This window comes from Rhodanobacter sp. ANJX3, assembly GCF_014200755.1.
Lineage (GTDB): Bacteria > Pseudomonadota > Gammaproteobacteria > Xanthomonadales > Rhodanobacteraceae > Rhodanobacter.
This window is the reverse complement of the sequence record NZ_JACHCM010000003.1, coordinates 185,919-199,615: the sequence shown is the minus strand read 5'-3', so window position 1 is coordinate 199,615 and position 13,697 is coordinate 185,919. Positions and strand designations below refer to the sequence as shown.

The 13,697-nt window shown below is 63.7% G+C and carries 10 protein-coding genes and 1 tRNA gene; 9 read left to right on the top strand and 2 right to left on the bottom strand.

Annotated features, from left to right (window positions below; all coding sequences use genetic code 11):
• Nucleotides 1-128: 128 nt before the first annotated feature.
• Together HDE76_RS09415 and HDE76_RS09410 are read right to left on the bottom strand one after the other, a co-directional pair.
• Nucleotides 129-401, bottom strand: a complete 273-nt coding sequence (locus tag HDE76_RS09415) for a PsiF family protein (RefSeq protein ID WP_255481525.1) — start codon at nucleotides 399-401, stop codon at nucleotides 129-131.
• 265 nt (nucleotides 402-666) lie between these two features.
• Nucleotides 667-2,166, bottom strand: coding sequence for an aminotransferase class III-fold pyridoxal phosphate-dependent enzyme (locus HDE76_RS09410; protein WP_179479423.1), 1,500 nt, complete (start codon nucleotides 2,164-2,166; stop codon nucleotides 667-669).
• 316 nt (nucleotides 2,167-2,482) lie between these two features.
• Here HDE76_RS09410 and HDE76_RS09405 point away from each other — a divergent pair, with 316 nt between their 5' ends.
• From HDE76_RS09405 to HDE76_RS09365, 9 genes are all read left to right on the top strand, one after another.
• The gene (locus tag HDE76_RS09405; protein ID WP_184506967.1) at nucleotides 2,483-3,427 is read left to right on the top strand and encodes an ABC transporter ATP-binding protein; all 945 of its coding nucleotides are present in this window, start codon (nucleotides 2,483-2,485) and stop codon (nucleotides 3,425-3,427) included.
• A gap of 1 nt (nucleotide 3,428) precedes the next feature.
• Complete coding sequence (locus tag HDE76_RS09400; RefSeq protein ID WP_184506964.1) at nucleotides 3,429-4,211, top strand: ABC transporter permease; 783 nt, start codon at nucleotides 3,429-3,431, stop codon at nucleotides 4,209-4,211.
• Between the two features lie 6 nt (nucleotides 4,212-4,217).
• Nucleotides 4,218-5,465 (top strand): sensor histidine kinase, encoded by a 1,248-nt coding sequence (locus HDE76_RS09395; protein WP_255481524.1) that lies wholly within the window; start codon nucleotides 4,218-4,220, stop codon nucleotides 5,463-5,465.
• Nucleotides 5,466-5,511: 46 nt separating this feature from the next.
• On the top strand, nucleotides 5,512-6,114 hold the full coding sequence (locus HDE76_RS09390) for a response regulator transcription factor (RefSeq protein ID WP_184506961.1): 603 nt from the start codon (nucleotides 5,512-5,514) through the stop codon (nucleotides 6,112-6,114).
• 658 nt (nucleotides 6,115-6,772) lie between these two features.
• Nucleotides 6,773-6,844 (top strand) — tRNA-OTHER (locus tag HDE76_RS09385).
• Nucleotides 6,845-7,338: 494 nt separating this feature from the next.
• On the top strand, nucleotides 7,339-8,460 hold the full coding sequence (locus tag HDE76_RS09380; protein WP_184506957.1) for a slipin family protein: 1,122 nt from the start codon (nucleotides 7,339-7,341) through the stop codon (nucleotides 8,458-8,460).
• Between the two features lie 85 nt (nucleotides 8,461-8,545).
• Nucleotides 8,546-9,769 (top strand): RtcB family protein, encoded by a 1,224-nt coding sequence (locus HDE76_RS09375; RefSeq protein ID WP_184507714.1) that lies wholly within the window; start codon nucleotides 8,546-8,548, stop codon nucleotides 9,767-9,769.
• Between the two features lie 159 nt (nucleotides 9,770-9,928).
• Entirely contained in the window at nucleotides 9,929-11,152 is a 1,224-nt protein-coding gene (locus tag HDE76_RS09370; RefSeq protein ID WP_184506955.1) for a DUF3142 domain-containing protein, read from the top strand.
• Nucleotides 11,139-13,586, top strand: a complete 2,448-nt coding sequence (locus HDE76_RS09365) for a hypothetical protein (RefSeq protein ID WP_184506952.1) — start codon at nucleotides 11,139-11,141, stop codon at nucleotides 13,584-13,586. The genes HDE76_RS09370 and HDE76_RS09365 overlap by 14 nt, the downstream gene beginning before the upstream one ends.
• The last annotated feature ends 111 nt before the right edge of the window (nucleotides 13,587-13,697 follow it).

The window sequence follows — 13,697 nt, the reverse complement described above, 5'->3', positions numbered from 1 at the left end:
CTCTTCGTTGGCGAGGCACGGGTTCGAATGTTGCCCTGTGCCGATAACGCCTGAGCTTAACGAAGCAACCCCGCATGCGCATCTCGATAATCGAGAGCCGCACGCGGGGTTGCGGGTCGATACACCGGTTATGGAGTAGCCGGAGCGTTCTTCAGACACGAACTCATGAAAGTCTTGCGGTCGGCTCCCTTGAGCGCCTTGGTCTTGGCATCCGCATTGCAGCTGGTCATTTTCTGCTGCTGGGTCATCTTTGTCGGCGCGGCCATGGCGGTCGTCTGACCTTTCAGGCAACTGCTCATGAAGGTTTTGCGGTCGTCGCCCTTCTTGCCGGTCGCCTGCTTGTTGCAGTCGCTCATGCGCTGCTGCTGCGGCGTCGGTGTCTTGGCTGCAGGACCGGTCATGCTGGATTGCGGGGACGCAAAAACGGCTCCAGCGAAAGCAAACGCCGCGCTTATCGCCAATGTACGAAGAAGTGTCGTCGACATCGTGAAGTCCTCCCTAGGTGACCGGCGAGCGCCGGCCGCGCCAGTTTATGCTTCTGGTCGGCAGACCGGCAGTGAGGGAAGTCCTATTTCTTCTGCCGTATCCGCTGAACTGCACTGGTCGCAGATGACACAGAGCAGCGGCGATGTGTCGCTGAAACAGCATCGCCGCACCGCGATAACGTCAGGCGGCTTCGGCTCTGGCCTTGCACGGGCCTTCGAGCAACGCCTTGCGCAGGTTTGCCACGATCAAATCCACTTCCGCGCTGGTCACGTTGAAGTGCGGGGTGAAGCGCAGCGAATTGACGCCGCCGTGGATCACGCCGACGCCGCGCTCGCGCATGTATTCCTCGGTGGAGCCGGCGCCGTAGCATTTGTAGTCGCTCGACAGCTCGCACGAAAACAGCAGGCCGGTGCCCTGTACCTTTGTGATCATGCCGCCCAGCTCGCTCTTGAGCGCGTTTAGCTTGTCGAGAAACTCGTGACCACGGTCGCGGATGTTGTTGCGCAGTTCATCGGTCAGCAGATCCAGCGCGGCGCAGGCCACGTCGAGCGCGCGGGGGTTGGCCGTCATCGTGTTGCCGTAGATGCCCTTACGGTACAGCGCGGCGGTGCGTTCGGTCACGGCGAGTACCGACATCGGGTACTGGCCGCCGTTGAGCGCCTTGGAATAGGTTTCCATATCCGGCGCTTCGAAGTCCTGGAAGCCGGGATAGTCGATGATCGACAGCACGCCGTGCGCGCGCAGGCCGGCCTGGATCGAGTCGACCAGCAGCAAGGTGCCGTGGGCTTTCGTGAGCGCGCGGGCGGCGGCGTAGAACTGCGGCGTCACGGCGCGGCCCGGGTCGCCTTCGCCCATCACCGGCTCAAGGAACATCGCTTCGATATGCCAGCCGTTCTGTTCGGCGTCGGCAAAGGTCTGCTTCAACTGCTCGACGTTGTACGGCTCCACGATCAGCAGCTGGTCGTTGTGAAACTTGAAGCTGCCCAGGTGCTGCAGATAGGTCTTGCGGGTGGAGTCCGAATAAAGTGCGGGCAGCTCGGTGCGACCGTGGAACGCGCCGCGCACGGCAATGCGCTTGATTTTGCGGCCGGCGTGCGGGCCGCCTTCGTCGGTCATCAGCTTGGTATTGACGTCGGCCAGACGGCCGGCAAGGCTGACGCTTTCCGAGCCCGAGTTCAGGCACATGATGTGCGTATACGGGCTGCCGCCGCGGGTGTGGCCCAGCTCGCGCTGCAGGGCTTTGCTGAGGCGCATTTGCGCCACGCTCGGCGTCATGACGTTCGCCATGACCTGCGGCTTGGCCATCACCGCGGTAATATCGTGGTGGTTGTGGCCGAAGCCGAGCATGCCGTAGCCGCCGTTGTCGTGCAGCACCGCGCCTTTCAGCGTCACCACCCACGGGCCGCTGGCCGCCGCGGGCAGGTAGGGATTGATCGCGTCGTCGGGGTAGAAATTGATAAAGCCGGCCTGCGCCTGCGCCAACTGCTCGACCTCGTCCAGCTTCAGAAAATCGGCCATGTCAGCACGCAGTTCGCGGTGACGCGCCACCGCATCGGCAATCGCTTCGACCAGTTTGGGATCGATCGCGGCCATCCGCTCGATGCTGGCGTCATCCAGGCCGGCGGTACGCGGCTTGCCGCCGAATTCGCGCAGTTCACGCAGCTGTTCAATCATTCGCATGACGCTTCTCCTCACCCCGTCGGCGCCTCGCTCCGAACGCAAAGCAGGCCGCCAGGTTTTTCAATGCTCGATACGGACGCTGGGTTGGGTGTGCTGCACCGAAACGGTTGCGCATTCCCCGCCCCTTTTGCGGGCTCTAAGCCCTCTGATGCACCGCCGCACAAGGGCTGGCGGGCTCAAGCAGGCCTTGAGCATAGCGCGAGCAGGGGGTGGTCCGGTACCCCCTGTATGACTCCTGTCACCCGCGATCGCTGACGCTGGCGACTGCCTATGGCGCGTCGACAAGCCCAGCATCGGCAGTACAGGAGGAACACCCATGCCCGACATCACTGCCCCGATCGCCCGCCTCGATGGCGTCATCAAAACCTATGCACGACTCACCGCGCTGGACGGCGCCGATCTGCAGATTCGCCGTGGCGAGCTGCTGGCGCTGCTCGGCCCCAACGGTGCCGGCAAGACCACAGCGATAGCGCTGCTGCTGGGCCTGATTCGTGCCGATAGTGGCAAGGTCGAACTGTTCGGCCAGGATCCGCAGCACATCGATGCGCGCCGCCGCATCGGCGTGATGCTGCAGAACGCCGCGCTGCCGCCGACCCTGCGCGTGGGCGAACTCTTGCGGTTGACTGCCAGCTATTACCCGTCGCCGCGACCGCTGGCCGAAACCGCCGCGCTGGCCGGCATCGGCGAGCTGCTGCCGAGGCCTTACGCCAAGCTCTCCGGCGGCCAGCAGCGCAGCGTGCAGTTTGCGTTGGCCTTGTGTGGACGTCCCGAGCTGCTGTTTCTGGACGAGCCGACGGTCGGCATGGATATCGAGATACGTCAGAAGCTGTGGACGGCCATCCGCCAACTGATCGCCGAAGGCTGTTCGGTGCTGCTTACTACGCATTACCTGGAGGAAGCCGAAGCGTTGGCCGACCGCGTCTGCGTGATGGCGCATGGCCGCATGATTCACGAAGGTACGGTCGAAGCGCTGCGTTCGCGCGTGTCGCTCAAACGCATTCGCTGCATCAGCGCGCTGGATGTCGAACTGGTGCGCAGCTGGCAGCACGTTACCGACGTGCGCCGCGACAACAAGCGTCTGCACGTCACCACGGCCGAAGCCGAAACCATAGTGCGCCGATTGCTCGATGCCGACGCGCACCTGAGCGAGCTGGAGGTGCAGCGTGCCGGTCTGGCTGAAGCGTTTACCGAACTCACCCGCGATGCGGATCAGTCGTCCGCCGATCCGTCCTCCACTACCGACCAGCGCGAGGCTGCCTGATATGGAAAACGTTCTGTCGATCAATGATTCCACAGCTGCGAGCGCAATGCCGTGGCAGCGCGTGTTCGGCGCCTATGTGGCGGAGGCACGCAGCGAATGCCTGCGCTATCTGCGTGCGCCGGGATTCATTCTGCCGATGCTGCTGTTTTCGACCGTGTTCTATCTGATGTTCGGCGTGCTGCTGAATCACGGTGAAGCCTCACGCTACCTTCTGGCGAGCTATAGCGCGTTCGGCATCATCGGACCCGGACTGTTCGGTTTCGGCGTGTCGCTGGCGATCGAACGCGACGGCGGTCTGCTCACATTGAAGCGGGCACTGCCGATGCCGCCGGGTGCGTATCTGCTGGGCAAGATGGCGATGGCGATGATCGCGGCCACCATCGTTACCGTATTGCTGGTTTTGATCGGCGTGTTTCTGGCGCACGTGAGTCTCAGTGTGACGCAGATAGCCAAGCTGATGCTGACCGGTGCGTTCGGCGTGCTGCCGTTCTGCGCGCTGGGCATGTTGGTCGGGACGCTAATCAAGGGGCAGGGTGCGCCGGGTTTGCTCAACCTGGTCTACCTGCCGATGGCCTTTCTCTCCGGCCTGTGGCTGCCGCTGTCGATGCTGCCGCATGCTCTACAAACGATCGCGCCGATCTGGCCGAGCTACCACCTCAACCAGCTCACCCTCGCTGCCGTGGGCCTGAACAACGGTGCGCTGCTGCCGCACGTGCTGGCGCTGGCGGGATACACCATTGTCTTTCTGCTGCTGGCCGTACGTCAGCTGCGACGTTACGGTTGAAGTAGCATGTCAGATAACGACGCACCGATGGAGGCGCGGGGAATGTCCGAGTGGCTGCGTGAATGGTTTAGGCCGGCGCCCGATTCGCTGGTAGCGGGCAGCGTGCGCAAGGGCAAGTCGCCTTGGGTGGATTCCGTTCACTTGCTTTGGTCGGCGTGGATTTTCATCACGCCGGTCTTCGATCACTTCACTTGGCTTTGGGCTGCTCTTACGCTTCTCAGCTACCCCGTCTTTCTTTTGCTGTACGCGAAGTCTCATCTGGTATCACGTCGGGAAGCCCCCGCCTATGCGGTGTCGCTGCTCGCCATGTGCATGCTGTTGTTGCCATGGTATCCAAGCGGTCTGGTTTACTTCGTTTACAGCTGCGTGATGATGATCAGCTGCCGCATGAGTATGCGGCGTTATCTAGTGGTGCTCGCGGGTCTCAATGCGGTGATCCTGCTTGAAGCGTGGTTTCTTCATTATCCGTGGCAAGCGATTGTGTGGATGCCGCTGACCACTTTCATCATCGGCATGATTATCAGCGTTGAACGCACCAACGAAGCGAAGGACGCCGAACTGCAGCTCTCTCACGAGGAGGTTCGCCGCCTCGCCGGCCTGGCTGAGCGCGAGCGCATCGGCCGAGATCTGCACGATCTGCTGGGTCACACACTGTCGCTGATCACTTTGAAACTGGAGCTCTCGCGCAAGCTGTTCGATCGCGATAGCGAAGCGGCGCGGCGCGAGATGGAAGAGGCCGAAAAAGTGGCGCGCCACGCGCTGGCCGAGGTGCGCAGCGCGGTCAGCGGCATTCGCGCCACGGATCTGGCCGCTGAACTGGCATCGGCGCGACTGCTGCTGGAATCCTCGCGCGTGCATTTCGATTACGGCGATCTGCCGACCGATCTGCCGGCGGACATCGAGCGCGGCTTTTCGCTGATCGTGCGCGAGGCCGCCACCAATATCGCGCGCCATGCCGAAGCCAGCGCCGCGAAAATCGAAATCATCCGCGAGCATGCCAGCGTGCGCATGCTGATCAGCGACAATGGCCGCGGCGGCATCAGCAGCGATGGCAATGGCCTGTGCGGTATGCGCGAACGCGTTCGCGCGCTGGGCGCCACGCTCACCATCGAGTCGCCCCGCGGCCACGGCACCAAGCTTCGCATCGTGGCTCCCGTGCCGATTCTTCGGCTGGTCGAAACCTCGCGCGCGCCATCGGATCTCTCGCTGGGGCCGACATTGAACACCAACGCATCCGGAAATCCTGCCGTATGAATCGATCGCCTGTTGCTGTGCTTTTATCCCTCGACGAGGTGGTCGCATGATCCGCGTTCTGCTTGCCGAAGATCAGGCGATGGTGCGCGGCGCGCTGTTTGCACTGCTAAACCTGGAATCCGATATCGAGGTGCTGGGTTCGGCCGCCGACGGCGAAATCGCCTGGCGCGAACTGCAGCGGCTGAAGCCCGACGTGCTGGTGACCGACATCGAAATGCCCGGCCTTACGGGGCTGGAGCTGGCGCAGCGCATCCAGCGGCACGCGCTGCCGATCAAAGTGATCATCGTCACTACCTTCGCGCGCCCGGGCTTTCTGCGCCGCGCGCTGGATGCCGGCGTGGGCGGTTATCTATTGAAGGACGCGCCTGCCGAAAACTTGGCCGAAGCGCTGCGCAGCGTGCATCGCGGCGGCCGCGCCATCGATCCCCAGCTGGCGCTGGAAGCCTGGTCCGAGGCCGACCCGCTCAACGACCGCGAGCGCCAGGTGCTGCGTCTCGCCGGCGAGGGCCAGTCGGCCTGCGATATCGCCACCCAGTTGAACCTGTCGCACGGCACCGTGCGCAACTACCTCTCCGAAGCCATCGGCAAACTCGGCGTGGCCAATCGCATCGAGGCGTATCGCATGGCGCGGCAGAAAGGCTGGCTATAAATAATCCGGACTAAATAAATCGAATTTATTTATAAAAACGCTTGCGATTGAAAATAAACGCGCGTATTCTCCGTCACCTCGCCACTCCCGACGATAACCGAGTCATCTATTCATGTCATTCCATCTCGCCATTGTTGTCCAGCCAAATACGTCGCCGCTAATGCGTGACGGTGGCCGGCGCGTGCGCCCGGAACATGTGGCAGGAAAAGATTTCGTTCACTCACCAGACTGATTCCACTCGTGGAGATCGGTCACCCCGATCTCCCGAGGCAACGCGAAACGCCCTCGGGTCGCTACCCGGGGGCGTTTTGTTTTTGGCGTTCGCAAGGAAAGTCGTGAATCGACCAACGTTTATGGAATACGTTTCGCCCTGAAGCATCCGGCTGTTCCCAGCTGAGGCAGGGGCGCAGCTGCGACGGGCGCCTGTGCGCTGCGTCCCGATGCTTCGGCGCGGGCTGTGCGGGAATCGGATTCACCGAATAGGACGAGTGCAGCCGGATTAGCGGCGTGTTTGTCCACATGTATTGCCGGTTGGCGACGGCCGGCAATACGGAGCGCCGAAACAGCAGGTTCCCGCGGTATGGGTTCAACCCCCATCCGGTGCGCTCGGCCATGCCGATAGCGTATGCCAGACCCTGTCAGGCGGTGTTCCGAAAGCTGACGTTAGCTCAGAGGTAGAGCGGCAGCCTCGCGGTTGCTGGTCGCCGGTTCGACTCCGGCACGTCAACCACTGGATAGCTCAGATGGGTAGAGCATCGGTCCTAAGAAACCGACTGTCGCGGGTTCGACTCCCGCTCCAACACCATGACATGTCACGTCATGACACCAGGAACGAAAGTTCCGACCAGGAAACGCCTCGTGCGTTGCAGGGCATACACGCCATGGAGGGCGATATGCGTTGCAGGGCAGCGGAGGTGGAGCCGGACCCACGTCCTGAAACCGGGCGATCGGGTATCGCGACGGATGCCTCTGAGGAATATCGCAGGCTTCCGGCGAGATAACCGATTCCCCGTGAATGCACGCAGGTTTCGCTCCGTTGACGTTGGGAGGCGTTTCCACTTTATTTTTTATCAATTCGTTATTAATAGCGAATCGATTATCCCGAAAGGGAGATCCCTGCGTGGATCTAACTATTATCAAATCGACGTATGCGCCGTAACGATCCGGCGGCGCTTACGGATTATCTATCGGATCGAAACTAGAATCACCAAAAGGAGAATCATCATGTTCTGGCTCAAGCAAATCGTGATCGGCGACGGCGAGCGCGGTTTGCTGTATCGCAACCGTCGTTTCGAGCGCGTACTGCCTGCGGGCGTGTACCGGATCTTCGATCCGCGCAACCGCGTGGCCGTGACCGTCCACAACTTTGCCAAGCCCGAGTACGTCGGTGCGGATGCCGATGTGCTGATGGCGCAAATGGACGGCCCGCTGGCCGAATGCTTCGTGGTGGCCGACATCGGTACCTTGCAAGTCGGCCTGGTGCTGAAGAACGGCAAGCTGGAGGATGTGCTCGCACCCGGTACCCGCAAGCTGTATTGGAAGGGTCTGGTGCCGGTCGAGATACAGGCGGTATCGCTAGTCGATTCGCTGGAGGTCGATGCGCGCGTCGCCAGTCGTTTGCGTCAGCTCAGCCTGCTGGCCAAGGTGGCGGTGACGGTGGATGTGCCGGTGGAGTCGGCGGGCCTGCTGTTCGTCGACAGCAAGCTGCTGCGTACGCTGGCGCCCGGTGCCTACGCCTTCTGGAATTTCCAGAAGAACGTGGCGGCCGAGGTGATCGAGCTGCGCGTGCAGTCGCTGGAGGTGTCGGGTCAGGAGCTGTTGACGCGCGACAAGGTCAGCCTGCGGGTGAACCTGGCCGCCAGCCTGCGCGTGATCGACCCGGTCGCGGCGCGGACCAAGGTGGCCAAGTACGGCGACTACCTGTATCGCGAGCTGCAGTACGGTTTGCGCAAGGCCGTCTCGGACAAAACGCTGGACGAACTGCTCGGCGACAAGGCTTCGCTGGATGCGGACATCTTTGCCTACGTGCGTGGCCGCGTCAGCGAGCTGGGCCTGGAGGTGCTCGGTGTCGGCGTAAAGGACGTGATCCTGCCAGGCGAGATGAAGACCATCCTCAACAGCGTCGTGCAGGCGGAGAAGGCGGCCCAGGCCAACGTCATCCGTCGTCGCGAGGAGTCGAATGCCACCCGTTCGCTGCTCAACACCGCGCGTCTGATCGAGGAGAGCCCGACCCTCATGCGGCTCAAGGAGCTGGAGGCGCTGGAAAAGGTCACCGAGAAGATCGACAAGCTGACCGTGTTCGGCGGCCTGGATGGCGTGCTGAACCAGCTGGTCAGTCTGAAGTAAACACCGCGTGGCGATCGCACGGACGCGATCCCCACGATTTCATTCAAGGAAAGAATCATGCAAGGAAAGAGTCATGCGAGGAAGAATCATGGTGAAGCAAAACTATGAACTGCTGCACGCCGAAGGCAGCACCACGCCGATCAAGGGCTGGGTGCACGGCGTGCCGCTGGAGGATTCCGCCAGGCAGCAGCTGCGCAACATCGCCGCGCTGCCGTTCGTCGGCCCGTGGGTTGCGGTGATGCCGGACGTGCACTTGGGCAAGGGCGCGACGGTAGGTTCCGTTGTGCCGACCGAAGGCGCCATCATTCCCGCCGCTGTCGGTGTCGATATCGGCTGCGGTATGGCCGCGGTGCGGACCACGCTGACGGCGAAGGACCTGCCCGACAGTCTGGCGCAACTGCGTTCGAGCATCGAGCGTGGTGTGCCGGTCGGCAACGGCCGCGGCGGCGATCACGGGCGCATGCCCGACAGCATCGAAACGCGGCTGGCGCAGTCCGGGCTGGTTGCCAGGCTGGAGCTGATCAAGGCCAAGCACCGCAAGATCCGCACCGATAAGGTCGACAAGCAGATCGGCACGCTCGGCGGCGGCAATCACTTCATCGAGGTGTGTCTGGATGAGTCCGACGCCGTGTGGGTGATGCTGCACTCGGGTTCGCGCGGCACCGGCAACCTCATCGGCAGCTACTTCATCGAGAGGGCGCGCGAGCAGCTGGCGCATCGCGTGCTGGGTTTCCATCTGCCGGACAAGGATCTGGCGTTCTTCATGGAAGGCGAGGCGCTGTTCGATGACTACGTCGAAGCGGTGTCCTGGGCGCAGGATTACGCCCGCGCCAATCGTGAGGCGATGATGTCGCGGGTGCTGGCGGAAATGCGTCACCGCCTGCCCGCATTCCAGCTCGCCAAGATGGCGGTGAACTGCCATCACAACTACGTGCAGAAGGAGACGCACGGCGGCGACGCACTGCTGGTGACCCGCAAGGGAGCGGTCAGTGCGCGCGAGGGCGAGCTGGGCATCATTCCGGGCAGCATGGGGACGTGCAGCTACATCGTGCGCGGCAAGGGCAATGCCGACAGCTTCCACAGCTGCAGCCACGGTGCGGGTCGTGTGATGAGTCGTACCGCGGCGCGTCAGCAGATCACGCTGGCTCAGCATCGTGAAGCGACGGCGCATGTCGAATGCCGCAAGGACGCGGCGGTGATCGACGAGTCGCCGGCGGCGTACAAGTCGATCGACGCCGTGATGGCGGCACAGACCGATCTGGTCGAGGTGGTTCACACCTTGCGTCAGGTGCTCTGCGTGAAGGGATGAGGCCCGGGTGCTCGCCGGGTTTGCAGCAAGCGGCGCCGCCCCTCGTGAGCGGCGTTTTTTTGGGCATGAAAATCCGCTGCGCGGACTCTCATGCCAGTGGATGAGTGACTAGCCAAGGATGGCTAGAATGGGCTTCACATCGCACGGCGGTGCAGGGGCATGGGGTTGATGATCGTTATCCGGTTTCGCCTCGCAGCGTTTTTTCGCACGGCGCTCTTGGTCGCCTCGATGGGGCTGGTGGCTTGCAGCCACCCGTCCAGCGCGCTGACCAACGACGCCTACATCTGGCAGCGCGTATGGACGCCGGCCGTGGCGCAGGCGATGCATGACAGTGCCGCCGATATCCGCCAGTGGCGCGTACTGGCGGCGCAGACCGATCGCGCCGGGCGGCTGCAGGTGTTTCATCCGGATATTTCCGCGCTGTCGAGCAGCGGCAAGCCGGTCGTTATGGTCGTGCGTATAGACGGCCAATTGGTACAGTGGAACGAGGCGTTGCTGCTGGCCGATACCATGGCGCTCTGGAACGGTTGGCAGGGGCGCGGTATCCGCCTCGCTGGGCTGGAGATCGACCACGACTGCGGCACGGCGAGGCTGCCGGCCTATGCGCACTACCTCGCTGCACTGCGGTCGTCGCTGCCAGGCCTGACGCTGTCGATCACCGCATTGCCGGCGTGGCTGCATTCGCCTGACCTCGCGACCGTGCTGGCGCAAGTGGATGAGTCCGTGCTGCAGGTGCATGCCGTGCGCAATCCGCGCGCGGGGCTGTTCGACGGTGCGCTCGCGATGCGTTGGGTGGACGACTACGCGCAACGCGGCGACAAACCGTTTCGCGTAGCGTTGCCGACGTATGGCTCCCGCGTGAGCTGGGATACCCAGGGCCATTTGGTCAGCGTGCAGAGCGAAGCCGGCGTGCTGGATGCCGGCGACGATAGCCGGGAGCTGCTCGCCACACCGCAGGAGGTAGCCGCGTTTCTCGCGCGGCTGCAGCACGATCCGCCGGCTCACCTGGCGGGTATCGTCTGGTTCCGGCTGCCCATCGCTAGTGACGACCGTGCATGGAGCCTGCCGACGTGGCTGGCTGTCATGCAGCAGCAGCCCTTGCATGGCGAGGTGACGGCCAACGCGCGGCCCGGCAGTACGGCGGGTACGCTCGACCTAGCTCTGAAAAATCCTGGCGAGCTGGACCAGCCGCTGCCTGGGGCGGTGGTGCTGCCCAAGAGTTGCACGCTGACCGACGGCATCAACGGCTATGCACTGAGCGCTGGCCGCGACACACTACGCATCGAACGCCTGCAGCCGGGGTTGCTGCGGGCGCACAGCCAAAGAGTCATAGGGTGGGCGCGCTGCGCCACAGAGGGAGTACAGCCGCATGTGGAGCCGTAACGGGATTTGGGTGGTGTGCGCTGTCGCCGCGATTACCGCTGGCGCCGTGTGGGCGTGCGGCCCGGATTTCCCTACCCAGCTGCTTGATCATCGCGATGCCACGTTGAAGGCCACGCCGCAAAACAGCTTTGCCTGGGAGGCGGCGCATCTGCTGCCCGCCACCGACAAGCTGCAGGCGCACGAATCGGACGTGTCGCCCTACGACGCGCCCAAGCCCGCCGACGACGCTGCCTCGCAAGGTCTGACGGCGGCGCAGTGGCAGCGCTTGCTGGCGCTGCGGCAGTCGGCGGACGGCAGCAAGGCATATGACGATGGCAAGGATCTGCCCGAGGATCTGCGCCTGTATGTGGCCGGCGCAGTGGATTACGCCGCCGCCAATCAAGCGTGTGCCGCGGCGTCGAAACCCGCCGAGTCCACCACGGCGGCGACCGCCGCGACCACCGCCGCGACCACCGCGTGCGACAAACCCGATCAGGCAAAAATGGATCTGGCCATCGCCAGCTTCGAGAAAGTGCTGGCGCTGCCGCCAGATCAGGCGACGCTGCGCTCGGTGTGGGCGGCTTATTCGCTGGGCCGTATCCATGCGCAGCGCGCCAATGCCGCGGTCAACGACGCGGCGGCGTTCAAGCGCGAGCGCGATGCCGCCGCCAAGGCGTTTCAGCTGGCGCGCACTCGCGCCGTTGCCGGCGCTACGGATACGCAAGGCCTGGCCGTCTCCAGCTTCGGCGAGGAGGCGCGGCTGTATCTGTATAACGGCAAACAGCAGTGCAGCTGGGCCAGTCTCTACGTCGACGATAACGACTGCGGCACAGGCATCGCCGTGGCCGACCTCAAGCACGCGATCGCGCTTTACGCGGCGCAGGCCGGGCACGGTTCGGACAGCGCCGTGCAGTCGCTGGCCACCCTCGCCAATAACGTGCTGCGCGACGATGACCGCGCTGCCGCGCTCGTGGACGGCCCGCTTTCGCAGCGCCTGCTGGTGGCCTATGCGCTCGCCCGCGTAGGCGACGGCGCGGATAGCGACGCGACAACGAGCGCCTCGGCCAAGCCCAATCCGGTATTGCCGGCGTTGGTGCAGGCCATCGAAAAGCAGGGTCTCGATCATGTCGCTGGCGCCGACCGTCTGGCTGCGCTGGCCTATGGCAGTGGGCGCTATGACCTGGCGGCAACGTTGGCGGCCAAGGCGCCGGGCCCGTTGGCCAGCTGGGTCGACGCCAAACTCGCTTTGCACAAGGGCGATCTTGCCGCCGCCGCGGCTGCCTATGCGCAGGCCGCCAAAGCCTTTCCCACCGCGAACGATCCGAAGGCAGCCATCGAGCCGAGTAACGTGCTGCAGATAGGCGGGGAGCAGGGCGTGCTGGCGCTAGCGCGCGGTGAATACGTCGAGGCGATGGATCATCTCTATGCTGCGGCCAGTCGCGCCGGCGGCGACGGTAATACGTATACCGACGAGGATGGCGGCATCGGCTACGGCAACGACACGTTTTATGTCGCCGAGCGCGTGCTCACCATCGACGAACTGAAGGCTTTTGTCGACGCGCATGCTGCCGAGACGCCCGTGCCCGCCCCGAGCAAGGACAAGGATCACCAATACGGCTCGGGCACGTTGGCCGACAACCTGCGCTGGCTGCTGGCGCGCCGGCTGATGCGGGCGAAGCGTTACGACGAGGCGCAGGCATATTTTCCGGCCAGCGGCGACCCGCGTTTCGGCACCGTCGATTTGCGCGCCAAGGCGAGCGAGTATGCCAGCGACCTTCATCATGCCGACACCGCCTGGACCGATATCGGCAAGGCGCAGGCGCGCTATGCTGCCGCCGTGATCGCCCGCGAAAACGGCATGGAGCTGCTCGGCTTCGAGCAGGGCCCCGATTACGCAGACAACGGCGGTGGCCTTCAGGGTGGCAGCGGACACTCGGCCGCCGACCTGAAACAGGCCTTTGTCACCGACGGCGAACGCCAGCGCTTTGCCGACAGCGCGGCCAAGCTCAACTGGCGTTTTCATTATCGCTATATCGCCGCCGACGAGGCGGTTGCCGCGGCCGACCTGCTGCCGCCGCGCTCGCAAGCTTTCGCGGCCGTGCTGTGCAAAGCGGCCAGCTGGATGCGCGAAGGTCCGCCCGATTACGACGACCACTATCAGGGATATAGCGACACCAAGCCGACCGGACCGTCGGAAGCGCAGCGTCGCGTGGAAACCTATTACCAGCGTTACATCAAGCAGGGCGCCTACGTGAAGTGGAACGACAATTTCGGCGCCGACTGCGAAGCGCCGGATTTCGACCGCGCGCGGCAGCTGTTGCGGCATCAACGCTTCGTCAAGGCCAGGCACTTCATTCGGCATTGGCTGCCGGTCGAAATTGTCGCCTCCGTGTTAGTGCTGGGCGGCTTGGTCGGCTGGTGGTTGCGCCGTCGCCGCCGTCGCGCGACGGCCTGAGCGGGCGGGCAAAAGACGAGAGGCTTCGGCTGCGCGATAATGGCGCGCTGCAAACGCTTCGTCATCGACGTAGCGTCGCCTTTTTGCCAGCGGCAGCGGCCCCGAGAATGT

Excerpts from the sequence above, each read along its gene's own strand:
- HDE76_RS09415 (WP_255481525.1), bottom strand. The coding sequence starts at position 401 with ATGACCGGTCCTGCAGCCAAGACACCGACGCCGCAGCAGCAGCGCATG.
- HDE76_RS09410 (WP_179479423.1), bottom strand. The coding sequence starts at position 2,166 with ATGCGAATGATTGAACAGCTGCGTGAACTGCGCGAATTCGGCGGCAAG.
- HDE76_RS09405 (WP_184506967.1), top strand. The coding sequence starts at position 2,483 with ATGCCCGACATCACTGCCCCGATCGCCCGCCTCGATGGCGTCATCAAA.
- HDE76_RS09400 (WP_184506964.1), top strand. The coding sequence starts at position 3,429 with ATGGAAAACGTTCTGTCGATCAATGATTCCACAGCTGCGAGCGCAATG.
- HDE76_RS09395 (WP_255481524.1), top strand. The coding sequence starts at position 4,218 with ATGTCAGATAACGACGCACCGATGGAGGCGCGGGGAATGTCCGAGTGG.
- HDE76_RS09390 (WP_184506961.1), top strand. The coding sequence starts at position 5,512 with ATGATCCGCGTTCTGCTTGCCGAAGATCAGGCGATGGTGCGCGGCGCG.
- HDE76_RS09380 (WP_184506957.1), top strand. The coding sequence starts at position 7,339 with ATGTTCTGGCTCAAGCAAATCGTGATCGGCGACGGCGAGCGCGGTTTG.
- HDE76_RS09370 (WP_184506955.1), top strand. The coding sequence starts at position 9,929 with ATGGGGTTGATGATCGTTATCCGGTTTCGCCTCGCAGCGTTTTTTCGC.
- HDE76_RS09365 (WP_184506952.1), top strand. The coding sequence starts at position 11,139 with ATGTGGAGCCGTAACGGGATTTGGGTGGTGTGCGCTGTCGCCGCGATT.